Source organism: Corynebacterium lujinxingii (assembly GCF_014490555.1).
In the GTDB taxonomy this organism is placed as follows: domain Bacteria; phylum Actinomycetota; class Actinomycetes; order Mycobacteriales; family Mycobacteriaceae; genus Corynebacterium; species Corynebacterium lujinxingii.
The window spans coordinates 1,100,698-1,123,867 of record NZ_CP061032.1 but is presented as its reverse complement, the minus strand read 5'-3'; the positions used below and the strand labels follow the sequence as shown (position 1 = coordinate 1,123,867).

20 protein-coding genes and 1 pseudogene are annotated in these 23,170 nt (G+C 63.4%); 11 read left to right on the top strand and 10 right to left on the bottom strand.

Going from position 1 to position 23,170, the window contains the following annotated elements:
• Positions 1–5: 5 nt before the first annotated feature.
• Together pheS and IAU68_RS05560 are read right to left on the bottom strand one after the other, a co-directional pair.
• Positions 6–1,043 (bottom strand): phenylalanine--tRNA ligase subunit alpha, encoded by a 1,038-nt coding sequence (pheS, locus tag IAU68_RS05565; RefSeq protein ID WP_171193355.1) that lies wholly within the window; start codon positions 1,041–1,043, stop codon positions 6–8.
• A gap of 68 nt (positions 1,044–1,111) precedes the next feature.
• Complete coding sequence (locus tag IAU68_RS05560; RefSeq protein WP_171193356.1) at positions 1,112–1,939, bottom strand: TrmH family RNA methyltransferase; 828 nt, start codon at positions 1,937–1,939, stop codon at positions 1,112–1,114.
• Positions 1,940–1,976: 37 nt separating this feature from the next.
• Here IAU68_RS05560 and IAU68_RS05555 point away from each other — a divergent pair, with 37 nt between their 5' ends.
• The 3 genes from IAU68_RS05555 to IAU68_RS05545 all read left to right on the top strand — a co-directional run bounded on the left by IAU68_RS05555 (position 1,977) and on the right by IAU68_RS05545 (position 4,075).
• Entirely contained in the window at positions 1,977–3,110 is a 1,134-nt protein-coding gene (locus tag IAU68_RS05555; protein ID WP_171193357.1) for a sensor histidine kinase, read from the top strand.
• Between the two features lie 115 nt (positions 3,111–3,225).
• Positions 3,226–3,408, top strand: a complete 183-nt coding sequence (locus tag IAU68_RS05550; protein WP_171193358.1) for a hypothetical protein — start codon at positions 3,226–3,228, stop codon at positions 3,406–3,408.
• A gap of 10 nt (positions 3,409–3,418) precedes the next feature.
• Positions 3,419–4,075: a response regulator gene (locus IAU68_RS05545; protein ID WP_171193359.1), complete on the top strand. Its 657-nt coding sequence runs from the start codon at positions 3,419–3,421 to the stop codon at positions 4,073–4,075.
• An 85-nt stretch (positions 4,076–4,160) separates the two neighbouring features.
• Here IAU68_RS05545 and rplT read toward each other — a convergent pair whose 3' ends face one another.
• From rplT to uvrA, 4 genes are all read right to left on the bottom strand, one after another.
• The gene (gene rplT / locus IAU68_RS05540) at positions 4,161–4,544 is read right to left on the bottom strand and encodes a 50S ribosomal protein L20 (protein WP_171193360.1); all 384 of its coding nucleotides are present in this window, start codon (positions 4,542–4,544) and stop codon (positions 4,161–4,163) included.
• A 53-nt stretch (positions 4,545–4,597) separates the two neighbouring features.
• On the bottom strand, positions 4,598–4,792 hold the full coding sequence (rpmI, locus tag IAU68_RS05535) for a 50S ribosomal protein L35 (RefSeq protein WP_171193361.1): 195 nt from the start codon (positions 4,790–4,792) through the stop codon (positions 4,598–4,600).
• 33 nt (positions 4,793–4,825) lie between these two features.
• On the bottom strand, positions 4,826–5,401 hold the full coding sequence (gene infC / locus IAU68_RS05530) for a translation initiation factor IF-3 (RefSeq protein WP_202880173.1): 576 nt from the start codon (positions 5,399–5,401) through the stop codon (positions 4,826–4,828).
• Between the two features lie 231 nt (positions 5,402–5,632).
• Positions 5,633–8,491 carry an excinuclease ABC subunit UvrA gene (gene uvrA / locus IAU68_RS05525; RefSeq protein ID WP_171193639.1) on the bottom strand — a complete coding sequence of 953 codons (2,859 nt, stop codon included), beginning with the start codon at positions 8,489–8,491 and terminating at the stop codon, positions 5,633–5,635.
• 83 nt (positions 8,492–8,574) lie between these two features.
• On the opposite strand from uvrA, the gene IAU68_RS05520 reads away from it, so the two are divergent.
• From IAU68_RS05520 to IAU68_RS05510, 3 genes and pseudogenes are all read left to right on the top strand, one after another.
• Positions 8,575–9,177: an MBL fold metallo-hydrolase gene (locus tag IAU68_RS05520; RefSeq protein ID WP_171193362.1), complete on the top strand. Its 603-nt coding sequence runs from the start codon at positions 8,575–8,577 to the stop codon at positions 9,175–9,177.
• A gap of 86 nt (positions 9,178–9,263) precedes the next feature.
• Complete coding sequence (locus IAU68_RS05515; RefSeq protein ID WP_171193363.1) at positions 9,264–10,292, top strand: DoxX family membrane protein; 1,029 nt, start codon at positions 9,264–9,266, stop codon at positions 10,290–10,292.
• A 67-nt stretch (positions 10,293–10,359) separates the two neighbouring features.
• Positions 10,360–12,598, top strand: a pseudogene (locus IAU68_RS05510) (HelD family protein).
• 13 nt (positions 12,599–12,611) lie between these two features.
• Here IAU68_RS05510 and IAU68_RS05505 read toward each other — a convergent pair.
• Genes IAU68_RS05505 through uvrB form a run of 3 tightly spaced genes read right to left on the bottom strand, consistent with a single transcriptional unit; the run spans position 12,612 to position 15,692 of the window.
• Complete coding sequence (locus IAU68_RS05505; protein ID WP_171193365.1) at positions 12,612–13,055, bottom strand: universal stress protein; 444 nt, start codon at positions 13,053–13,055, stop codon at positions 12,612–12,614.
• Between the two features lie 59 nt (positions 13,056–13,114).
• The gene (locus IAU68_RS05500; RefSeq protein ID WP_171193366.1) at positions 13,115–13,573 is read right to left on the bottom strand and encodes a universal stress protein; all 459 of its coding nucleotides are present in this window, start codon (positions 13,571–13,573) and stop codon (positions 13,115–13,117) included.
• A gap of 19 nt (positions 13,574–13,592) precedes the next feature.
• Positions 13,593–15,692, bottom strand: coding sequence for an excinuclease ABC subunit UvrB (gene uvrB, locus IAU68_RS05495; RefSeq protein WP_171193367.1), 2,100 nt, complete (start codon positions 15,690–15,692; stop codon positions 13,593–13,595).
• A 183-nt stretch (positions 15,693–15,875) separates the two neighbouring features.
• Between uvrB and IAU68_RS05490 the strand changes: the two genes are divergently transcribed.
• Genes IAU68_RS05490 through IAU68_RS05470 form a run of 5 tightly spaced genes read left to right on the top strand, consistent with a single transcriptional unit; the run spans position 15,876 to position 22,816 of the window.
• Positions 15,876–17,417 (top strand): ABC transporter substrate-binding protein, encoded by a 1,542-nt coding sequence (locus tag IAU68_RS05490; protein ID WP_202880175.1) that lies wholly within the window; start codon positions 15,876–15,878, stop codon positions 17,415–17,417.
• Positions 17,418–17,422: 5 nt separating this feature from the next.
• Complete coding sequence (locus tag IAU68_RS05485) at positions 17,423–18,370, top strand: ABC transporter permease (protein ID WP_171193368.1); 948 nt, start codon at positions 17,423–17,425, stop codon at positions 18,368–18,370.
• On the top strand, positions 18,370–19,359 hold the full coding sequence (locus IAU68_RS05480) for an ABC transporter permease (RefSeq protein WP_171193369.1): 990 nt from the start codon (positions 18,370–18,372) through the stop codon (positions 19,357–19,359). The genes IAU68_RS05485 and IAU68_RS05480 overlap by 1 nt, the downstream gene beginning before the upstream one ends.
• A 19-nt stretch (positions 19,360–19,378) precedes the next feature.
• Positions 19,379–21,028 carry an ABC transporter ATP-binding protein gene (locus IAU68_RS05475; protein ID WP_231699109.1) on the top strand — a complete coding sequence of 550 codons (1,650 nt, stop codon included), beginning with the start codon at positions 19,379–19,381 and terminating at the stop codon, positions 21,026–21,028.
• A 30-nt stretch (positions 21,029–21,058) separates the two neighbouring features.
• Positions 21,059–22,816 (top strand): choline/carnitine O-acyltransferase, encoded by a 1,758-nt coding sequence (locus tag IAU68_RS05470; protein WP_171193370.1) that lies wholly within the window; start codon positions 21,059–21,061, stop codon positions 22,814–22,816.
• On the opposite strand, the gene IAU68_RS05465 is transcribed toward IAU68_RS05470, so the two are convergent.
• Entirely contained in the window at positions 22,813–23,166 is a 354-nt protein-coding gene (locus tag IAU68_RS05465; RefSeq protein ID WP_171193371.1) for a DUF4259 domain-containing protein, read from the bottom strand. The genes IAU68_RS05470 and IAU68_RS05465 overlap by 4 nt on opposite strands.
• Positions 23,167–23,170: the final 4 nt, after the last annotated feature.

Sequence of the window (23,170 nt, the reverse complement as noted above, 5' to 3'; positions counted from 1 at the left end):
CTCCTTTACGCCTGCACGCCGAACGGGATGGTGAAACGGACGTCGCCTTCAACCATGTCGCGCATGTCGGACAGCCCGTTGCGGAACTGGAGGGTTCGCTCAAGCCCCATGCCGAATGCGAAACCGGAGTACTCGTCCGGATCGATGCCAACTGCGCGCAGCACGTTCGGGTTGACCATGCCGCAGCCGCCCCACTCGATCCATCCGGCGCCGCCCTTCTTGTTCGGGAACCACACGTCCACCTCGGCGGACGGCTCGGTGAACGGGAAGTAGTTGGTGCGCATACGCGTTTTCGTTTCCGGGCCGAAGAGCACCTTGGCCAGGTGGTCGAGGGTGCCGCGCAGGTGTGCCATCGTCAGGCCCTTGTCCACGGCTAGGCCCTCCACCTGGTGGAAGACCGGGGTGTGGGTGGCGTCGAGCTCGTCGGTGCGGAACACACGGCCCGGGCAGGCGATATAGATGGGGACGTCGCGCTCGAGCATCGTGCGAACCTGCACCGGCGAGGTGTGGGTGCGCATGACCTGCTTCGAGCCTTCCTCGCCGATGTAGAAGGTGTCCTGCAGCGTGCGGGCGGGGTGGTCCGGGATGAAGTTCAGGGCGTCGAAATTGAAGTACTCGGCCTCAACCTCAGGGCCTTCGGCTACCTCCCAGCCCATACCGATGAAGATGTCTGCGATGTGCTCCGACAGCGTGGTGATCGGGTGCATCGCGCCCGCCTGGGTGCGGGCTGTCGGCAGCGTGACGTCGACCTTCTCCTCGCGCAGCTGACGCTCGCGGTGCTCGGCTTCGCGCACTTGCCGCAGCTGGGCGTAGGCCTTCTCAGCACGACCGCGAGCCATATTCACAAACCGGCCCGCATCTTTGCGCTGGTCCTTCGGCAGCGAACCGAGCGAGCGGCGCGCTTGCGGAATCGGTGCCTTGTCCCCCAGGTGGGCGCGGTGCGCCTCTTCGAGAGCGGCTAAATCCGGCGCCGCTTCGAACGCCGTAATGGCATCGTCGGCCGCCTGGTTTAAGGCATCCTCGGTCAATTCAATGTCAGCCACGGTGCGCCTTTCTTTGGGTCTGCTTAAAAACGTTCCCAAGCATACCGAGCGCCCCCGACACGCCCCTGCTAGTCCTCCCCTGCAGCCGTAATCCCCAGCGTCTTCGACGACTCCCACAGGCAAATACTTGCCGCCGTAGCGAGGTTCAGCGACTCCGCCCCGCCCTGGATCGGAATGGAGGCGCGGTGGTCGGCGGTCGCGAGCAGTTCGTCGCTAAGCCCGTGCGCCTCGTTGCCGAACAGCCACGCAGTCGGCTGCGTGAGCGTCTCTCCCGGCCGTGCCAGGTTCACCTCGCCGTTCATGGTGGTGGCGAAGGTGGACAGCCCGGCGTGCTCGAGTTGGCTGATCACCCGGCGCACTTCGCGGTCGCGCGCCACCGGAATGTGGAAGAGCGAACCGGCTGTCGAGCGCACCACCTTCGGCGACTCCGGATCCACGGTGTCGCCCGCGAAAATCACCGCGTCCGCGCCCATGGCATCGGCGATACGGATGATGGTGCCGGCGTTGCCGGGGTCGTTCGTCTCCACGCACACGGCCACCAACCGGGGCCGGCCCTTCAGAATCTTCGGCACCGTCCACAGCACCGGGCGGCACACGGCGAAAATCCCGGTGGAGGTCACCGCGTCCGCAAGCGTGTCCGCCGCCTTGTCCGTGATCGCGTGCGTGTACACGTCCATGTATCCGGCGGCGCGCACGATCTCCTCGAAGCGTTCGGCGGCAGCTTCTGTGACAAAGAGATCCGTCGCCGCGCCCGTAGCCACTGCGGCCTCCACAGCGTTTTCGCCTTCCGCCAAGAAAGCCTTTGCTTTACGACGAGCTTGCGCCCTCTTCAACTTCCCCGCGTTAACCACACGCGGAGTGCGCTCTGTGAACGGCTGCTGGAAATCCAATGGCATAGCTACAGACTACGTTGCAGGCACTACGCTGGTTGCCGTGCCTACTCTCAGCGAGGCCACGCGCCCCCACCTCAGCCCCGCCCTGCACCGGCGTCGGCTCAAGATCGGTGTGGCAGTCGCTTGTGTCGTCGCAGTAGCGGCGGTCATCGGACTCTGTTTCTCCGGCGTCTCCGACGAAACCGGGCGACTCACGGTAGCTGTGGCCATGTTCTTGCTCGCGGGAGCGGCGACGGCTTCGCCGTATCTGGCGACTCTGGCTGCAGCAGTGCTCACTCAATTTGCCGCATCGTACTCCGAGTTCTCCAGTCCCTTCATAGTCCTTGCCCTGTTAGCGCTCTCGGCTGTTCTGGCGTATCGGTTGCCGACATGGCAGGCGGGTATTGCTGCTGCCTTGCTTTGGTATCTCGCCCAAACTGAATTGGCAGAGGGGGTTTGGCTCCCGAACAACGCCCTAACAGCCGCGCTACTTGGCGTCCTTCTGCTTGCAGCTGGGGCAGCTGGGTGGGCGCTAAAAAGGTCCTCCTTACAGCGCAAAATGGACGCCCACCGACTGCAACAGCAAATCGAGGACGAGCGCGAGCGGGCGGTACTCGCTCTCCACGGCTCGGTGGCGTCTTCGCTCACTTCCGTGGTACTGCGCAGTGAGGCACTAGCGATGTCTGGAGATCCGCAGATTTCAGAGGCCGCCCAACTTATTGCCTCCGATGCGCGGCGCTCGATGCAGGAAGTCAGGGACCTCATCCGTTTCATGCGCGACGACTCTCCTACCGCGCCACAGGATTCCGCGCCTCACGTACGTCTCCTCGACGCGTTTACCAATCTGGCAGCGGACCTACGGGCCCACGGCTTCCCTGTGGTGGAAACGGGACTCACGGAGAACGTGCTCGGCACTGCCCAACTCGAGCCGGCGGCAAGGGTATGCCGTGAGCTTGCCACCAACATCCTCAAATACGGAGATGCTTCCCGCCCAGTCGTCATCGCGGCACTGCAAGGCGAGGATGAGCTCACCGTCGCCGTGCAAAACACCATCGCGTCTCAGCAACGAGATACCCATATGAGCACCGGTATCGGGCTAGAGGAAGCTCAGCAGCTAGCAGCTGCTCACGGTGCATCACTGACATGGCACGCCGAGTCGGGCTCATGGCGCTACGAACTTGCAGTTCCCCGTTAGCGAAAGAAGGAACTTTCGTACCAAGTTTTTTCGTTTCCTCTGTTTCTACTTGGAACCGTCGGAACAAAAGCGGATAATGGGCGAAAAGTTACGTTGATTTAATAGGAGGATCGTCGTGAAACAGATTGCCCGCACCGCAGCTTGTGCACTTACCCTGGTTGCTGTCGCCACTGGAGCGCCGCTTGCTTCAGCCGCCGACCGCACCGCTGGCGACATCGCGGTTACCCCGTACGCGGCGGGCGTTGTCGGCGACATGTTTGAGTGCGGAGGCTCCCTCGGCCGCCTGTGGTGCAAGTAATTAGCCATCCATGACCAATTCCCCGATCCGGGTGTTCCTCGTGGACGACGATCCTCTCGTCCGCGATGTGCTCACCCGGTATTTTCATAACACCGACGACATCACGGTGGTCGGCACCGCCTCAAACGGCGCGGAAGCCCTGGAACTCATCGAGCCAGACGAGGTGGACATCGTGCTTTCCGACGTCCACATGCCGCAAATGGACGGCGCGACGCTGCTGAAAAATCTCGCTCAGCGCACCAACACCCCGGCATTCCTCGCAATTACGTCGCTGGAGAACGACCGGGCGATGCTCGACGTTCTCGCCCACGGTGGGCGCGGCTACATCCTGAAAAGCCAGCCGCCGGAGGAGATCGTTCTCTCCGTACGGCAGGCCATCACAGGCGGCACCGTGGTTTCCCCCGCTGCCATGAACAACTTGGTGCAGTACATCGACCCTGAGCCGGTGCAGCCCTCGCCCCAGCGAATCAACCTTCCGGACGGCATTTCGGACAACGAGGTGGCAGTGCTGGACTTACTGTGCGAAGGGCTGAGCAACGCAGAGATCGCCAAGCGGCTCAACTACTCCGAGTCCACCGTGAAAAAGCAGGTTTCGCACCTGCTCACGCTCTTCGGGGTCTCATCCAGGCTCGACCTCGTGGTTACCGTGCTCAACGGACGCCGGTAGCCCAACCCGCGGATCAGCAAAGAAAAGCTCCCGCCTACCCTGATTCCTCGGGGTCGGCGGGAGCTTCGTCGTTAAGCGAAAGTGCTTATGCAGCCTTCGGAGCGTTGACGTCCTCCGGCAGCGCGTTCTTCGCAACCTCGCACAGAGCGGAGAAAGCAGCGAAGTCGCTGACAGCCAGCTCAGCCAGGATCTTGCGGTCGACCTCGACCTCAGCCAGCTTCAGGCCGTGGATGAGACGGTTGTAGGTGATGCCGTTCATGCGAGCAGCAGCGTTGATGCGCTGGATCCACAGCTTGCGGAACTCGCCCTTGCGCTTACGACGGTCGCGGTAAGCGTAGGTCTGGGAGTGCAGCCACTGCTCCTTGGCCTTGCGGTACAGGCGGGAGCGCTGGCCGCGGTAGCCCTTCGCGGACTTCAGGATTGCGCGGCGCTTCTTCTTAGCATTGACTGAACGCTTCACACGTGCCATGAGTCAAACTTCCTTTTCTTTATCTCGTAATCGGTTGATTGATCGGGCAGTGCTTAGGACATGCCGAGGAGGCGCTTTGCGCGCTTGACGTCAGACTGAGCAACGTCGGTGGTGCCGGACAGCTTGCGGCGGCGCTTCGACGAGAGCTTCTCGTTCAGGTGGCGCTTACCAGCCTGCTCGCGGCGCAGCTTGCCCTTGCCGTTGACCTTGATGCGCTTTGCGGTGCCCTTGTGGGTCTTCTGCTTCATGGTGAAAGCCCTTCAGAGTGTCGATTGATAGAACTACTTTTTGCCCTTGCGAGCCGGTCCGAAGACCATCGTCATGTTGCGGCCGTCCTGTTTCGGACGAGACTCGACGACGCCCACCTCAGCGATGTCGTCGGCAAGCCGCTCGAGCAGCCGGTACCCCAACTCGGGACGTGACTGCTCACGACCGCGGAACATGATGGTGACCTTGACCTTGTTGCCCTTCTCCAGGAAGCGCTCAACATTGCCCTTCTTGGTCTGGTAGTCGTGCTCATCGATCTTGGGGCGGAACTTCTGTTCCTTGACCACAGTCTGCTGCTGGTTCTTGCGGGCCTCGCGGGCCTTCTGATCTTGCTCGTACTTGAACTTGCCGTAGTCCATAATCTTGGCTACGGGCGGCTTGGCCTTCGGCGCTACCTCGACCAGGTCGAGATCCGCTTCGTACGCCAACTTGCGAGCGTCGTCCGTGCGGACAATGCCCACCTGCTCGCCGGACGGGCCGACGAGGCGAACTTCAGGGACGCGGATTCGTTCGTTGATCCGAGCTTCAGCGCTGATGAGAACTCCTAGTGACTTCGAGAAAACAATGTTGTTGCCGCTCTCGGGACACAATCGGGGTGATCTCACACGAAAAACCCGCTCACCGGAAAACGGTGGCGGGAGATCGTCCAGGCATGCCATAGTCGGCACACCGTTTGACCCGTATCCAACTCGATCACTACGACCAAGCGGCTTGGGGTGGGATTCACTCCTCTTGTGGCCCGCACGCCCGGATGACGGACGCGCTGGGCGGTGTGCAGGGAATGCTACACGCTTGTCATCGGTACACCAAATTGTGCGGCGCTAGGCCTTCGCCAGGACATCCTTGAGGAAGTGTCCCGTGTAGGACCCGTCGACCTTAGACACCGCCTCGGGCGTGCCCTTAGCGACGACCGTGCCGCCGCCCGAGCCACCTTCCGGCCCCATGTCCACAATCCAGTCGGCGGACTTGATTACGTCCAGGTTGTGCTCGATGACCAGGACGGTGTTGCCCTTCTCCACCAAACCGTTGAGCACCAGCATCAGCTTGCGGATGTCCTCGAAGTGCAGGCCTGTGGTCGGCTCGTCGAGGATGTAGATGGTGCGGCCGTTGGACCGCTTTTGCAGTTCAGCTGCGAGCTTCACGCGCTGCGCCTCACCGCCAGACAGCGTGGTCGCACTCTGGCCGAGGCGGACGTAGCCGAGCCCGACGTCGACAAGCGTCTGCAGATAGCGGTGGATCGACGTAATCGGCTCGAAGAACTCCGCAGCCTCCGAGATCGGCATCTCGAGCACCTCGGCGATGTTCTTGCCCTTGTAGCGCACCTCCAGCGTCTCGCGGTTGTAGCGCGCGCCGTGGCACACCTCGCACGGAACGTAGACGTCCGGCAGGAAGTTCATCTCGATCTTGATGGTGCCGTCGCCGTGGCACGCCTCGCAGCGCCCTCCCTTGACGTTGAAGGAGAAGCGGCCGGCCTTGTAGCCGCGGACCTTCGCCTCCTGCGTTTCAGCGAACAGGTTGCGGATCTTGTCAAAGACACCGGTGTAGGTCGCCGGGTTGGACCGCGGGGTGCGGCCGATCGGGCTTTGATCAACCTGCACCAGTTTGTCCAGGTGCTCCAGTCCCTCGACCTTCTTCACCCTCCCCGGCACCTGGCGCGCGCCGTTTAACTGGTTCTGCAGCGTCTTCGCCAGGATCTGATTCACCAGAGTCGACTTGCCGGAGCCGGACACGCCCGTGACCGCGACGAGCACACCTAATGGGATGTCCACACTGACGTTGTCCAGGTTGTTCTCGCGCGCACCGACAACCTTGAGCTGCCGGTCCTTATCCACCGGCCGGCGCTGCTCCGGCACTTCGATGACCTTCCGGCCTGCGAGATAGTCGCCGGTCAGCGACCCCTTCGCCTTCAAGATTCCTTCCGGTTTGCCCTGGTAAACCACCTCGCCGCCGTACTCGCCGGCGCGCGGGCCGATATCGATCAGCCAGTCGGCCTCGCGGATCGTGTCCTCGTCGTGCTCGACCACCACGAGAGTGTTGCCCAGATCGCGCAGCTTCTTCAGGGTGGTGATCAGACGCTGGTTGTCGCGCTGGTGCAGTCCGATGGACGGCTCGTCGAGAACGTAGAGCACACCCGCCAAGCCGGAGCCGATCTGGGTTGCCAGGCGGATGCGCTGCGCCTCGCCGCCGGATAGCGTCCCTGCGGAGCGCGCGAGCGTGAGGTAGTTCAGCCCGACGTCGAGCAGGAAGTGCAGACGAGCCTGAATCTCGCGCAAGACCGCACCCGCGATCATTTCCTCGCGGTAGCCGAGCACGAGGTTGTCCAGGTACTCCGATGCGTCCTCAATAGAGAGCTCCGTCAGCCCTGCGATCGACTTCTCCCCGTGTGTCGTGGACGCGAGGCGCACCGCGAGGATCTCCGGCTTCAACCGCGCACCCTTACAGGTCGGGCACGGCACCTCGCGGGTGTATGCCAGAAGACGTTCCTTCTGGGTGTCCGTTTCTGCCTGCGCCAGCTTGCGCTCGAGGTAGCCGATGATGCCTTCGTAGGCGGCGGTGTAGGAACGCTGTCGCCCGTAGCGGTTCTTGTATTTGACGTGGACCTGGGTGGACGAGCCGTGGATCAGGTGCTTCTGCTGCGTCTTGGTCAGCGAGCTCAACGGAGCGGACGCGTCGAACTTTTCTTCCTTCGCCAGCGACTCGATGAGTTTGGTGAAGTACTTCTTGTTCGGGCTCGAGTTCCACGGCTGGAACGCGTCCACAGTCGGCGCGTCCGGGTCCGGGATCACCAAATCGACGTCGATTTCTTTCCGCACGCCCAACCCGTCGCACGCCGGGCAGGCGCCGAACGGCGAGTTGAACGAGAACGCGCGGGGCTCGTACTCCTCCACATTGAGCTTGTGGCCGTTCGGGCAGGCCATCTTCTCGGAGAAGATCTGCACGCGCTCCGGGTCGTCAGCGTCGAGGTCGACGAAATCGAAGCCGACGAGGCCGTCGGCAAGCTTCAACGCCGTTTCCACCGAGTCGGTGAGACGCTGCTTTTGGCTCGCCTTGACCATAAGACGGTCGACCACCACGTCGATGTTGTGCTTGATCTGCTTTTCCAGCTTCGGCGGGTCCGAGAGCTGGTAGGTCTCTCCGTCAACGTTGACGCGTGCGTAGCCTTGCGACGAAAGATCTGCGAACAGGTCCTGGAACTCGCCTTTGCGCTTGCGCACGATCGGCGCCAGCACCTGGAATTTAGTGCGCTCCTCGTATTCAAGTACGCGGTCGACGATCTGCTGCGGCGTTTGGCGCTCAATCACTGCGTCGCACACCGGGCAGTGCGGAGTGCCGGCCCGCGAGTACAGCAGGCGCAGGTAGTCGTAGATTTCCGTGATGGTGCCAACCGTCGAGCGCGGGTTACGGTTGGTGGACTTCTGGTCGATGGACACGGCTGGGCTCAACCCGTCGATGTAGTCCACGTCCGGCTTGTCCATCTGGCCGAGGAACATGCGCGCGTACGACGACAGGGATTCGACGTAGCGGCGCTGCCCTTCGGCGAAGATAGTGTCGAAGGCCAGCGAGGATTTACCGGATCCCGACAGGCCGGTAAACACCGCCATCTTGTCGCGGGGCAGTTCGATGTCCACGCCCTTGAGGTTGTGTTCGCGGGCGCCACGCACGGTGAGTTTGTCGGCCACGTATTCGCCTTTCGTCGATTCGTACTCCCAAGAAACTACCAACGTCGCGCAACGGCGGAACATTCCTCACTACTGTGGCTGCCATGACTGAACCGATCGCATTGCATCAGGTGTCCGTCTCCGCGATGGACAACAACTGCTACCTTCTCGCCTCCTCGGGGCAGGGCTTGCTTATCGACGCCGCCGCCGAGCCCGAGACACTTCTCAACATGGCGCGCGAGGCCGGTGTGGAGATCACGGTCGTGTTGACCACGCACCGCCATCACGACCACACCGGCGCCCTGACAGATGTGCTCAACGCAACCGGGGCGAAGCATTACGCACCGTTTTTAGAGGTACCCGCACTTCCCGCTGAGGTGGATGTCGAGCTGCGCGACGGCGATATCATCGAGTTCGCCGGCCACGAGCTCCCGGTCGGTATCCTGCGCGGCCACACGCCCGGTGGCGCATTTGTCGTCGCCGACATCGACGGCACCCTGAACCTGTTCGTCGGCGACTCGCTGTTCCCCGGCGGCCTGGGTAAAACGCAGTCCGAAGGCGACTTCGTGCGCTTATTTAATGACGTGAAAGACAAGCTCTTCGAGGTCTACCCCGACGATTCAATTGTGCGCCCCGGACACGGGAAGCCGACGACCCTTGGCACCGAGCGGGCGCACCTCGACGAATGGTGGGAGCGTCGCTGGTAGGGCCAACCTTCCACCGGGATAGGGCAAACTCGCTACACTTGTTGGAAGCACAATCAGCTACAAAACGTAAGGATTTGGGTACAGATATGATCCGAAAAATCGCACGCCCAATGCTGGCTTCGGTCTACGTGATCGACGGCGTTGAGACTCTGTTGAACCCGGCAGCCCACAAGGACTCGGCCGACACGGTGCTGAAGAAGGTCCGCGCGTTCACTCCGCGCGAGTACCGCAGCTTCCTGCCAGAGGACCCGGAGTCCGCCGCCAAGATCGTCGGTGGTGTCAAGGCCGGTGCCGGTTCGCTGTTCGCAATCGGCAAGTTCCCCCGTCTGTCCGCTGCCCTGCTGGCTGCCACTGCAGTTCCGACCGTTGTTGGCCGCCACGCGTTCTGGGAGGCTGACAGCGAGGAGGAGAAGGCACGCCGTCGCACCGGCGCCCTGTCCGATCTCGGCCTCGCCGGTGGCGTTCTGCTCGCCACCGTGGACACGGCCGGTAAGCCGGGTGTGAAGTGGCGCGCTGAAAACGCTGCCTCGGTTGCGCAGAAGAACATCAAGCAGGCGCTGCCCACGAAGTCTGAGACCGAGAAGGCCTTCGACAAGGCGGGCGACTGGTTCTCGGACCGCACCGAGCAGGTCACCGATTACATCGACGACAACAAGGGCGACTGGAAAAAGGCCGCATCCAAGGCTGGCGACGCCGCGAACGACTGGTTCAGCGACGCCAAGAAGCAGGCCTCCAGCTTGCTGTCGGATGCCGGCGACTGGCTCGACGACGCCGCCGATAAGGCTGAAGACACCTACGGCGATCTCAAGCCGTCGAAGATCCAGCAGTTCAAGGCGAAGCGCAAGGTCAACGGCATCGTCGGCGATCTGCAGGATCAGCTCGACGACCTGCAGCCGTCCGCCTTGGACAAGTTCAAGGCGAAGCGCAAGGTGAACAAGGCCGGCACTAAGGCTCAGGACAAGGCGCAGGATGCGGTCGACTCCCTGCAGAAGGCGTGGGACAAGCTCGACAACGATCCGTCCTGGATCACGAAGCTGAAGTGGAAGCGCAAGGCCAAGAAGGCTGAAAAGCGCGCCAAGAAGCTGGTGAAGAAGGCACAGAAGAAGCTCAGCTAACAACAGCTGACCGTTCGGCCCCGAGGCGTTGGGAATATTCCCCGCCCCGGGGCCGTTTGCGTTTGGGATGCAGGATTCTCACAGCGGTGCAAACATCGACCCAGTCATCGACCCAGTCATCGACCCGGTCGCGGCCGAGCAGACGTACGCGGACAAACTTTTCGCGCACCTCGACGAGGAGGTAGCGCGTGCGCGTGCGCGTCTCGACGAAGTGCAGCGCGACGTCGACCCCGACAACCCGGACTCTGACGCGCTGGTCCGCCGAGAGACGGAGTACCACGGGCTGAACGCGAAGTTGGACACCCTCGGGGTGGCCGAAGCGGGGCTCGTGTTTGGGCGCATCGATGTTGCCGACGACGATCCGGAGAATCCGGTACCGGGCCGCGGGGATCTCGAGCGCCGCTACATCGGCCGCCTCGGCATCGACGACCGCGAAGACAACTACCGCACCCTGCTGCTCGATTGGCGCGCTCCCCTCGCCCGCCCCTTTTACTTGGCGACGACCGCCCACCCGGAAGGCGTCGAAACGCGACGCAACATCCGCATGCGAGGCCGTGACGTCACGGCGGTCGATGATGAAGTGCTCTCCGGCGACGGCGCGGAGACCTCCGCGGCCGGAGTCGGCTCAGAGGCGGCGCTGCGCCGTGCGATGAACGAGGCGCGCACCGGCCACATGCGCTCCATTGTGGAAACGATCCAGCGCGAGCAGGACGAAATCATCCGCGACGCCACCCGCGGCGTGATGGTGGTGCAGGGCGGACCCGGCACCGGCAAGACGGCTGTCGCGCTGCACCGCATCGCCTACCTGATGTACACCTGGCGCGAGCTACCTGATGTACACCTGGCGCGAGCAGCTCACTCGCACCGGTGTGCTCATCGTCGGGCCGAACCCGGCCTTTTTGGAGTACATCTCCCGCGTCCTGCCGGAGCTTGGCGAGACCGGCGTGGTGCTATCCACCGCCGAGCAGTTGGTGCCCGGTTTCACCCCGACCGGCGCAGATTCGGTCGCGGCCCGGGAGGTGAAGGGCTCGGAGGAGATGGTGACCATCCTCAAACGCGCCGTGCAGGCCTACGAGACGGTGCCCGACTCCTCTATCACGCTGACTATCGACGGCGTGCCCATCGAGGCCACCCCCGCAATGATCAAGGCCGCCCGCACCCGCGCGCGCCGTTCGCACCGCCCGCACAACCAGGCGCGCCCGCATTTTGCCGAGCACCTCACGCAGTCGCTTGCGGAAGCCCTCGCGCACCGCATCGGCACCGACCCGTTGGGCGGGAAGAATTTGCTATCAGACGCGGACATCGATCAGCTCCACGACGACCTCGCCGACGAGCCGCAGGTGCAAGCGCTTATCGACGACCACTTCCCGGAACTCGACCCCGTCGATGTGCTCGAAGAGCTGCTCACCAGTGAGGAAGCAATCGCGGACGTGGCGCGCGACTACGACGACTACACGCGCGCGGCCCTGTACCGCGCACCCGGTGAGCCGTTCAGTCCTGCCGATACGGCGCTCGTCGACGAGCTCGCGGTGCTGATCGGCACCGTCGACCCAGAAGAGCAGCGCCGCAAGGAGGAAGCGGAGTGGCACGAGCTGGTTGAGGAAGCCGAAGACGCCCTAGACATCCTGTCCTCGTCGGAGTCGACCGACAACGACGACGACCAGTTCGAGGCGGAGATCTTGTCCGCGGCTGACGTGATCGACGCAGAGACGCTCGCGGCGCGCCAGCGCGTGACCGACAACCGCTCCACGGCGCAGCGCGCCCGCGCGGATCAGACGTGGGCGTACGGCCACGTCATTGTCGACGAAGCCCAGGAGCTCTCCCCCATGGAGTGGCGCATGGTGTTTCGGCGCTGCCCCTCGCGGTGGATGACGCTTGTGGGCGATACCGCTCAGACGTCCTCGCCGGCTGGGGTCGACGACTGGACGATGGCGCTTGAGCCGTTCGTCGGCAAGCGTTTTCGGCTCCACGAACTTACGGTGAATTACCGGACTCCGAAGGAGATCGCGGACTACGCCACGGAGATCCTCGCGCAGATCGACCCAGATGCGACCGCGCCGACCGCGATACGTTCGACCGGAGTGCCGGTTGCGGTGCTGCCTTCGGGGGCGGAGGTCGTCGAGAAGTGTGACGGCCTGAGTGCCGTCATCGACGCGGAGAATGTCGCGACGATGAAGGGCCTCGAATTCGACCACGTCACTGTGGTGGATCCGGGCAAAATAGTAGAGGCCTCGCCACAGGGGTGGCAAGACCTCTACGTTGCGGTCACCCGCGCCACGCAGACGCTGACGGTGATCGGCGAATAGTTAGTTCGCTGAATTAGTTCACGGTGTGAACGATCATGACGTCGCAGTCGGACTGACGAGCGACGTCGGCCGGCACGGAGCCCAGCAGGCGGCCGGTCAGGGAGTTGATGCCGCGGTTACCAACGACGAGCAGGTCAGCCTTGTTGTCGTTGACAATCGCCATGAGCGCCTCGACCGGGGTGCCCGGGCGGGTCGCGGTCTGCACATCCGGGGCGCCAGCTGCACGAGCGTACTCAGCGGCGGCCTCGAGGTTCTGCAGCGCCTTGTCGTCGCCGAGGATGGTCACGGAATCCTGACGCAGCGTCTTCGCGGCCTCCTCCTCGTTGCGGTAGTAGGCGGTGCCGATGATGAGGGTCGAGTTGAACGCGGCTGCAATCTTCGCGGCGCGCTCAACAGCCAGCAGCGAGGACTTGGACCCGTCCGAGCCCACGACGATGTTCTTGTAGTAATCGGCCATGTGAAATCACCTTTCAAAAATGCGACGCGGTTAACGTGTCTAGTCTACCCCGCCGGGGGTTAGTCGTGTCCCTCAGACCGGGTGTCGACGAGCATCACATCCACAGGCGCCTTTTTTGCCACGCTGCCCGGGATGTTGCCAAAGATGCGGCCGGCCATGGAGCGCATGCCCTTGTTGCCGACGACAAGCAGGTCAACCTCGTACTCCCGCACCGACTCCACCAGCACGTTCGCCGGCTGGCCGCCGGATGACACCAAGTTGATGTCGGTCGCCTGCTCTTCTTCCGCGATGGCTTTCGCCTCGTCGAGAATATTTTTCGCGTTTGTCTTCGTCACAATGTCCACGCGCGAAAGTTCCGCGTTGGTGGAATTGAGCATCGAGCCCGACGCAGTGTAGTGCGCGCAGATGATGGTGAGCTTTGCGTCGTACACACGCGCAAGGCTCGCCGCCGCACGCACTGCGACCATGGAGGTCGGCGATCCGTCGGTTCCCACCGCGATCGAGTTGTAGGTGTGCATAGGATGTCCCGTCCTTTCGCTAATTGCCTGTGTCTTTAATACCACGCAGCTCGCGCTTGAGATCAGCGATTTCATCACGCAGCCGACCAGCCAGCTCGAATTTCAGTTCGCGGGCGGCGTCGCGCATCTGCACCGTGAGTTCATCGATTAGCTGTTGCACCTCGTCGGAGGCCATATTTGCCACGTCCGGCTTCTCCGCCACTGCGGCATCGGAGCTCAGCGACGCGGGCGCATCCTCGTCGCCCGATTCGTAGACCTGATCCAAAATGTCCGCAATCGCCTTGCGCAGCGGCTGTGGGTCGATGCCGTGCTCGTTGTTGTAGGCGATCTGCTTCTCGCGGCGGCGCTCGGTTTCGTCGATAGCATCCTGCATCGACTCGGTGACCTGGTCGGCATACATTATCACCTCGCCGGAAACGTTTCGCGCGGCACGGCCGATGGTCTGAATCAGCGACTTCGTCGAACGCAGGAACCCCTCCTTGTCCGCGTCCAGGATGGCCACGAGAGAGACCTCCGGCAGGTCGAGGCCCTCACGGAGCAGGTTGATGCCGACGAGCACGTCGTACTCACCCAAACGTAGCTGGCGCAGGAGCTCCACGCGCTGCAGGGTGTCGATGTCTGAGTGCAGGTAGCGCACCTTGATGCCGTTATCCAGCAGGTAGTCGGTGAGGTCTTCGGCCATGCGCTTAGTCAGGGTGGTAACCAACACACGCTCGTTCTTGTCGGTGCGGGTGCGGATCTCGTCGATTAGGTCGTCGATCTGGCCCTTCGTCGGCTTGACCGTCACCTTCGGATCGACCAGGCCGGTCGGGCGGATAACCTGCTCGACGAACTCGCCCTGGGAGGCCTCCAGCTCGTAGTCGCCCGGGGTAGCCGACATGTAGACGGTCTGGCCGACACGGGCCTCGAACTCATCGAACGTCAGCGGGCGGTTATCCACCGCCGACGGCAGGCGGAAGCCGAACTCGACCAGGTTGCGCTTGCGCGACATGTCGCCCTCGAACATGCCCCCGATCTGCGGGACGGTGACGTGCGACTCGTCGATAATGGTGAGGAAATCTTCCGGGAAGTAGTCGATCAACGTCGCCGGCGCAGACCCTGCCGGGCGGCCGTCCATGTGGCGCGAGTAGTTCTCAATGCCGGAACAGAATCCGACCTGCTGGATCATCTCCAGGTCGTACTCGGTTCGCATGCGCAGCCGCTGCGCCTCGAGCAGCTTGCCTTTATTCTCCAAGTCCTCGAGACGGTCCGCGAGCTCTTCCTTGATGGCCTCGATGGCCTTTTCCATGCGCTCGTCGGTCGCCACGTAGTGCGTCGCCGGGAAAATGCGCACCTCGTCCTCCTGACTGATCACATCGCCAGTCAGCGGGTGGATGTAGTAGACAGAGTCGACCTCGTCGCCGAAGAACTCAACGCGCACCGCAACCTCCTCATAGGCCGGGATGATGTCCACAGTGTCGCCCTTGACACGGAAGGTGCCGCGCTTGAAGTCGATGTCGTTGCGTTCGTACTGGACGTCCACCAGCAAGCGCAGGAAGCGGTCGCGCTCGACCTCCTCGCCCACGCGCAGCACGATCGAGCGGTCCAGGTAGGACTGCGGTGTACCCAAGCCGTAGATGCAGGACACCGAGGAGACCACAACGACGTCGCGGCGGCTCAGCAGCGCCGAGGTCGCGGAGTGGCGGAGTCGCTCGACGTCGTCGTTAATCGACGAGTCCTTCTCAATGTAGGTGTCCGTCTGCGCGATGTAGGCCTCCGGTTGGTAGTAGTCGTAGTACGACACGAAGTACTCCACCGCGTTATTCGGCAGCAGTTGGCGCAACTCGTTGGCCAACTGGGCAGCCAGCGTCTTGTTCGGCGCCATCACCAAGGTGGGACGCTGCTGCTGCTCGATCAGCCACGCCGCCGTCGCGGATTTGCCGGTGCCGGTTGCGCCCATGAGCACCACGTCACGCTCGCCGCGCTTGAGACGCGCGTCCAGCTCCGCGATCGCATGCGGCTGGTCACCAGAGGGCTGAAATTCCGAGACGACCTCGAAGGGCTTCTCGCGGCGTTCGATCTCGCCGACGGGGCGGAATTCAGACTGCGCGAGGACGGGGTGTTCTGCAGCAAAAGCCATGCGAGCCAGTCTATCCCTAGTGCGTTTTTCGAGGACATTGCTTCGTGACGACCCTTCGCTTTACCCCCAAAAGAAATACCAATTTTTTGCACGCTACCGAAAATGACAATACGTTTGTACTGAAGTTTTCCTGAGCGCGTTCTCGCGCGCACTGAAGAAGGCGCAGGTGAAGCAATAGTGCAGATGACCCGAAGACAGCTGTTACGGGCCACCGTGCTCGGCGGCGCAACGTTCGCGCTCGCATCGTGTTCGGCGGCCCCCGTCGATCAGATCGACACGCAAGGCCCGCCGAAGCGCGGTGGGTCTCTTCGCGTGGGACTGGTCGGCGGGTCCGCCACGGACACGGTCGACGCGCACATCCCAACCAGTTCCTCTGATGCCACCAGGCTGATCAACATGTATGACTCCCTGGTACGGCGCGACGAGAACTACGAACTTGAATACCGTCTCGCAACCGCTGTCGAGCCGAGCCCCGATGCCACCGAGTGGACCGTGACACTGCGCGACAACGTGCAGTTCTCCGACGGCCGGCCGGTGCGCCCCGAGGACGTCATCTACTCCTACGACCGCATCCGCGACCCGGACGACCCGAAGTCTGGTGCCGCGTCGATCAACCACATCGACTACATGGAGGCCATCGGCCCCCGCGAGTTGCGCATCGTGCTCAGCGAAGCGGATGCCACGCTCGTCGATAGTCTTGCGGAGTACCAGATGGGCATCGTCCCGGAGGATTACGACCCGAAGAACCCCATCGGTTCCGGACCGTTCAAACTCGAGTACTTCTCCCCCGGCCAATCGACCACCTTGGTGCGTAACGAAAACTATTGGGGCGACGCGCCGTACCTGGACAGCGTGGAGATCATCGACTTCCAGGAAGAGGACGCGATGCTCAACGCGCTCCTGTCCTCGCAGGTCGACGCTATCGGCAACCTGAACCACTCGCTCGCGCGCGTGATTGAGGCCGACCCGCGCTTGAGCACGCTCGTTTCCGAAACCGGAATGTGGCTGCCGCTGACTATGCGTGTGGACGTCGCCCCGTTCGACGACGTGCGAGTGCGTCAAGCGATGCGTCTTGTCGCCGACCGCACACAATTAGTCGATCAGGTCTACTCCGGCGAGGGCCAGGTGGGCAACGACATGTTTTCCATCTACGACCCCGCTTACCCGGATTTCCCGCAGCGCGAGCAGAACATCGAGGAGGCCAAGCGACTGCTGGCTGAAGCCGGCTACCCGGACGGGCTGGATGTCACCCTCAACGCCGCCGAAATTCAGACTGGTGCGCTGCGCAGTGCTCAGGTGTTCGCCGAGCAGGCCAGCGCCGCTGGCATCAGGGTGCACATCAACCAGGTGGATTCGTCCACCTTCTTCGCCGAAGGCAACTACCTCGAGTACCCGTTCGCGTTGACGTTCTACTACACCCGAAACTTCTTGCAGCAGGTCAACCAATGCGCCACCGCTGCATCGCCGTTCAACGAGACGCACTGGGTGGACGAGGAGTTCACAGCCAAGGCGAACAAGGCCCGCACGATTGTCGACGACGACAAGCGCGGCGAGATGATCCGCGAACTGCAACAGCAGCTCTACAACGACGGCGGCTACATTATCTGGGGCTTCGCCAACCAGATCGACGCCTACCAGAACTACGTCGTCGGGTTGCAGACGCACCCCGGCGGCATTCCGCTGGGCCAGGCCATGTTCGAGCGAGTTTGGATCGCGGAGGCATAAGCAAAATGGGCAAATTCATTCTTCGCAGACTCGGGGTGAGTATTTTCATCCTGTTCGCAGTTTCTGTCATCATTTTCTGCGCGACGTTGCTTCTGCCTGGTTCGCCCGCGACGGCGATTCTGGGACAGCAGGCGACGCCGGAGCGCATCGCAGCACTTGAAGCCGAGATGAACCTCGACGAGCCGCCAGTGAAGCGTTATCTGCTGTGGCTCGGCGGCGTGTTCACCGGCGACTTCGGCACCTCCACGTCAACCGGCGGGCCGGTATCTGAGCTTCTCGGCGAGCCACTGGTCAACTCGCTCGTGTTGATGCTGCTGGCCGCGGCGATCTCGATTCCGGTCGGCGTGCTGCTGGGTGTCTACGCCGCGTGGTGGCGCGGTTACAAGCGCGACCAGGCGATCACCTGGGTGACCCTGATCCTTGCGGCGCTGCCGGAGTTCGTCATCGGTATTGCGCTCGTCACCCTGTTCGCCACCTCGGTGTTTAAGGTGCTACCTGCGGTGACCATGTCGCCGCCGGATAGCCACGTGTGGCAATTCCCATCGCAGTTGGTGTTGCCGACGCTGACGCTCGCTTTCGTGGTTACCCCGTACATCGCCCGCATGACCCGCGCGACGATGATCGAGGCGCTGGAGTCGGGCTACGTCGAAATGGCGCGGCTCAAGGGTGTCCCGGAGCGACGCGTTGTCTTCCGCCATGCGCTGCCGCACGCCGTCGGCCCGATCGCCCAGGTTGTCGCGATCCAGCTTGCGTGGCTGGCCGGTGGCATCGTTGTCGTCGAGTACCTGTTCCGCTACCCCGGCTTGGGCGTGGCGCTCATCGATGCCGTGAACTACCGCGACGTGCAGGTCGTACAGGCGGTCTCGCTACTGATCGCTGCTGTCTACGTCGTGGTCAACCTGTTGGCGGACCTAGTCAGCATCGCAGCCAACCCGAAACTGAGGAGTAACTGATGTCCGCACCAGTACAACCCCACGACAACGGAAACACTGCTGAGCCGGTCGCGGACGATACCGAGCTGAAGACCTCCGTGTCCAAGCCGGATCCACTGCTCGCGCGCATTTGGGCACAGCCGGAGGGCAAGGTCGGCCTCATCCTCACCACCGCAGTGGTGCTGCTGACTGTCGTCGGCTACTTGTTCGCTGAGCAGATCACCGGCTACAGCACCACCGAGTTCATCGGACTGCCATTTACAGATACAGGCTTGTTCGGCACCGACAACCTCGGCCGTTCGGTCTTCTCACGTTTTGTCGCCGGCGGGCTGATCCTGCTTGTGACCGCGTTTTTGGCCACGTTGCTGGGCATGGTCGTTGGCACGATTATCGGCATGATTGCGGGCTACGCCGGCGGCAAGACCGACGCTGTGCTCATGCGCCTTAACGACGTGCTGCTGGCGTTCCCCCAGCTGATTTTCGCGATGCTCGCAATCGTGATTTTCGGCCCGTCCGCCACGGTCTTGGTGCTGGTGATCGGCCTGACACACGCGCCGCGCATCGCCCGCGTCGCACGCGCCGCCACGCTGGATGTGACCAACGAGGACTACATCCGCGCCGCCCAGATGTACTCGGTGCCGCACTGGAAGATCCTCACCCAAGAGATCGCGCCGAACATCACCGGGCCCCTCGCCGTGGAGGCGGGTCTGCGCCTGACGTACTCCATCGGCTCGATCGCTTCGTTGTCCTTCCTTGGATTGGGCATCCAGCCGCCGGCCGCGGACTGGGGCCTGATGATCAACGAAAACCGCATCGCGCTGTCCCTGCAGCCCTGGGGCGTGCTGCTTCCGGTCGCCGCCGTCGCGGTGCTCACGATCGGCACGAACATGCTTGCCGACGCCACCGCGCGCGCCACCGCAACCACCGCGACCGTAGCCAAGCGCGGCCGCGCGCACACCGCGGAGCCGCAGCTGAAACCGAAGCACGAGCCCATCCGCCACGATGGGTAAAGAGAAAGGCAACGAGATTATGACTACCTCGATATCCGCCGGTCAGCCCGGCAACCTGCCGGTGATGGACGATGCCGTGCTCACCGTGCGGGACCTGCGCCTGGGAACCGAGGAAGGCGCCGAGATCCTGCACGGCGTGGACTACGAGTTGAACCGTGGCGAGATCGTCTGCCTCGTCGGCGAGTCCGGGTCGGGTAAGACCACGGCCGGCCTCGCCGCGATGGGGCACCTCCGTCCGGGCTTGCGCCTGTTCGACGGCACCGTGCACCTGCACTCCGCCGACGGTCGCGACTACGACGTACTCAACTTGGGTGAGGACGAACTGCGCGAACTGCGCGGTAGCCGAATCGCGTACGTGCCGCAGGACCCGGCGTTGAGCCTCAACCCGACGATGCGCATCGGCGAGCAGATCCGCGAGGTGCTCGACGTTCACGCCTACGACGGCGACCGGACCGCCCGCGTGCGCGAGGTCATGCGCGGCGTCGACCTGCCGGACGCAGACGAATATCTGGCGCGGTGGCCGCACCAGCTCTCCGGCGGCCAGCAGCAGCGCGTCGGCATCGCCATGGCCTTCGCTATGCGCCCCGACGTGCTCATCCTCGACGAGCCGACCACCGGCCTCGATGTGTCTACACAGGCGCACGTGCTGGACACCATTCGCGAGATGACGCGAAATAACGACATCGCCTCGCTCTACATCACCCACGACCTGGCTGTGGTGGCGGAGTTGGCCGACCGCGTGGTGGTGATGCTGCGCGGCGACATCGTGGAGGAAGGCGCCGCCGAAGGCGTGCTGTACCACCCGAAGCACCCCTACACGCAGAAACTGCTCGCGGCGATTCCGGACCTGCCGGGCCGCAAGAATCTCACCGGCCACGGGCAAGCCAGCTCGGTGGCGACGGACGAGACCGATACCGCTACCCCGCTGCTTCAGGTCCGCGACCTGGCAATGGCGTACGGCGACAACAAGGTCCTCCACGGCATCGACCTCACGCTCGACGAGGGCGAGTCGATCCTGCTGCTCGGCGAGTCCGGCTCGGGCAAGACAACTCTGGCCCGCTCGATTGCGGGGCTGAACCCGGGCTACACCGGCGAGGTCCGCCTGCGTGGTGATCTGTTGGAGCACTCAAGCCGCAAGCGCACGCTGGATGAGCGCCAATACATTCAGTACATCTTCCAGTCGCCGTTTTCCTCGCTGAATCCGCGCCGCACCATCGGCGAGTCGCTCAGTGTGCCGCTCATCATGTCCGGCCGTCTATCGCGTCGCGAGCACCGCAAGGTCGTTGAGGATGTCCTCGAAGCAGTGCAGTTGGACAGGAGTTTCTACGACCGCCGCCCGGGCGATCTGTCTGGCGGCGAGCGCCAGCGCGCCGCGATCGGCCGTGCGCTGGTTAACGCCCCGGACGTGCTTGTCTGCGACGAAATCACCTCGGCCCTCGACGTGTCCGTCCAGGCGTCCATTTTGAGCCTGCTGGCCGACCTGCGTGCGGAGCGCGGCCTGTCGCTGCTGTTTGTTACCCACAACATCGCGCTCGCCCGCCACACCGCGACCCGTATTGCGGTGCTGAACAAGGGCGTGATTGTCGACGAAGGCCCGGTCGACGAGGTCCTGGAGCACCCGACGCACGACTACACCAAGTCGCTGCTGGCAAACATCCCGGAGCTCTAGCGCCGGTCCCCTCACCTAGACACAATCCCGTTGAACAGAAAGGCGGCCGACGTGCCGATCACCCCGCACCCCGAAACCCGCGACCTCAAGCCGCTGCCGGTCCCTGAACTCACGGGCACGCTCGAGGCGTATTCGCACGCGCTCGAAGCGGTCCTCGACGGCGAGGAGCTGCAGCGCGCCAAGGAAATCACCGCGGATTTCGTCGAGACTGCAGGCCCGCGTCTCGACGAAGCGCTGCGCGACCGAGCCTCTCAGCGCGAAGCCGACGGCACCAACTGGCTTGCCGACGAGTGGTACGCCGGCTACCTGACCAACCGCGATTCGCTTCCGCTGACTACAAATGTGGGCTTCCAGCTTAACCTGCCCACAGCAGCGACTGGGCTGGACCGCGTTGTGGAAGGCATCCAGCGCGTGCTCGCGGTGCACCTGCAGGCGGCGTCCGGGGACCTGCCGGACTACGTTGACGCACGCGGCAACCGCATCACACAGGACCAGTGGTTCGTCTTCGCCGGCGGACTGCGCCACCCGCAGCCCGGGCAAGACGGCGTCCTGCAGGCGCAAGCCGGCGCAGCGAACCGCGAAATCGGCGTCTTCGTCGACGGTCGTCTCTTTGCCCTGCAGGTCACTGACGGCGACGCCGCGCCGATTTCCGCCGCAGCGCTGCGCCACGGGTTGGAGACGGTGCTGGACGAGGGGTCGTCGGCAAGCAAGCTCGACTTCAACGCCCCGTCGTTGCTCGGCTCCGGTGACTTGGGCGAGCTCCTTCCCGCGCTGCTGGAGTACGGCGACAACGCGGCGGTGTACGAACGGCTGCGCGACTTGCTGTTCACTGTCGACCTCGTCGACGTCGACGGTGGCGCGCAGGACACGGACGCCGAGCGCATCCAGCGCTCGACGTTCCTGCCGCGCGGCGCATGGGCCTACAAGCCGTTGAGCTACCAGTTCAGCGTGTCCGACGATTGGACCGCGGTGCATGTCGAGCACACATGCCAGGACGGCGGCACGCTCGTCACCGCAGTCACCCGCATGCAGGAAGCGGAACTTGCGGCTGGCGCCGACATCGACGTCGCTCCTGAGGAGCTTCTATGGGACCTGGACGAGGACTTGTCCGCGCGTATCACTGCCGGATACGAGTCGGTGCAGCGCCGGGCAAAGGAATTCCGTGTTGAGATCCTCACTGTCCCCCACGATCTGCCCTCCGACATGCCGTTCAAGTTCAGCCGCGACGCGTCCGCGCAGTTGACCATGACGATCGCGCAACAGCTCACCTTCGGACACATCCGTGCGGTCTACGAGGCCGTGGACATGCGCGAGTTCCGCGCCGGGCGCACCGAATGCCTTCGCGCCGCCACTCCGGAGGCCGCCGCGTTTGCCCGCAAGCTTGCCGGCGGCACCGCGCAGCAGTCCGATCTTGAGGCAGCGGTGAACGCGCACCGCGCCTGGGTGAAGCGCTGCAAGTCCGGCAGCGGATTCGACCGCCACATCCAGATGATGGCGACGATCGACGATAGCCACCCATTCTTCCACGATCCGGTCGCGACCGCGGTACGGACCGATTTCCTGTCCACCACCTCCATCGGCGGCGCGGACCAGGTTGTGCGCTACTGCTTCGCCCCCGCTGTGCCGGAGGGCTTCGGCATCGCCTACACGCCGCTTGCCGACGACAGTGAGTTCTGCGTGTCGTGGAACGCGACCACCGCGGAGCGCCCGGCGGAGTTCATCACCAACCTCACCAAGGCCGGCGCACTGCTGTGGCAGTTCTGCGCTGGGCTTTCCGAGGACGCTTAGACCGCGTATTTCTTAGCTGCGGCGAGCCACTCGTCTAGCTCGCCGGCGTCCTCCCACATCGCATACAACTCGGATCCGCCGGGGCGCACCACTGACTGGGCGCGCCGGCGGATCCACTGTTTGTCCTCGATGCTAAACGTCACGTTGACGCCTTGATCCGCGTACCGGGCGGGTAAGTAGCCGTTGAGCACGGCCGCCAGGGCGATGATGGATTCGGCCTCGTCGGTGCCCAGCGGGCCAAGGCCGCATTCGTAGCGGAATTGGTCCATGCGGAAAGTGCCGTCCACAATTGCTGCTACGGCGTCCGCTGCTGGGTCATTATCAAACGGCCCAATGTCCCAAGTTCCCATGGCG

Excerpts from the sequence above, each read along its gene's own strand:
- IAU68_RS05560 (WP_171193356.1), bottom strand. The coding sequence starts at position 1,939 with ATGCCATTGGATTTCCAGCAGCCGTTCACAGAGCGCACTCCGCGTGTG.
- IAU68_RS05545 (WP_171193359.1), top strand. The coding sequence starts at position 3,419 with ATGACCAATTCCCCGATCCGGGTGTTCCTCGTGGACGACGATCCTCTC.
- rplT (WP_171193360.1), bottom strand. The coding sequence starts at position 4,544 with ATGGCACGTGTGAAGCGTTCAGTCAATGCTAAGAAGAAGCGCCGCGCA.
- rpmI (WP_171193361.1), bottom strand. The coding sequence starts at position 4,792 with ATGAAGCAGAAGACCCACAAGGGCACCGCAAAGCGCATCAAGGTCAAC.
- IAU68_RS05520 (WP_171193362.1), top strand. The coding sequence starts at position 8,575 with ATGACTGAACCGATCGCATTGCATCAGGTGTCCGTCTCCGCGATGGAC.
- IAU68_RS05515 (WP_171193363.1), top strand. The coding sequence starts at position 9,264 with ATGATCCGAAAAATCGCACGCCCAATGCTGGCTTCGGTCTACGTGATC.
- IAU68_RS05505 (WP_171193365.1), bottom strand. The coding sequence starts at position 13,055 with ATGGCCGATTACTACAAGAACATCGTCGTGGGCTCGGACGGGTCCAAG.
- IAU68_RS05500 (WP_171193366.1), bottom strand. The coding sequence starts at position 13,573 with ATGCACACCTACAACTCGATCGCGGTGGGAACCGACGGATCGCCGACC.
- uvrB (WP_171193367.1), bottom strand. The coding sequence starts at position 15,692 with ATGGCTTTTGCTGCAGAACACCCCGTCCTCGCGCAGTCTGAATTCCGC.
- IAU68_RS05490 (WP_202880175.1), top strand. The coding sequence starts at position 15,876 with ATGACCCGAAGACAGCTGTTACGGGCCACCGTGCTCGGCGGCGCAACG.
- IAU68_RS05485 (WP_171193368.1), top strand. The coding sequence starts at position 17,423 with ATGGGCAAATTCATTCTTCGCAGACTCGGGGTGAGTATTTTCATCCTG.
- IAU68_RS05480 (WP_171193369.1), top strand. The coding sequence starts at position 18,370 with ATGTCCGCACCAGTACAACCCCACGACAACGGAAACACTGCTGAGCCG.
- IAU68_RS05475 (WP_231699109.1), top strand. The coding sequence starts at position 19,379 with ATGACTACCTCGATATCCGCCGGTCAGCCCGGCAACCTGCCGGTGATG.
- IAU68_RS05465 (WP_171193371.1), bottom strand. The coding sequence starts at position 23,166 with ATGGGAACTTGGGACATTGGGCCGTTTGATAATGACCCAGCAGCGGAC.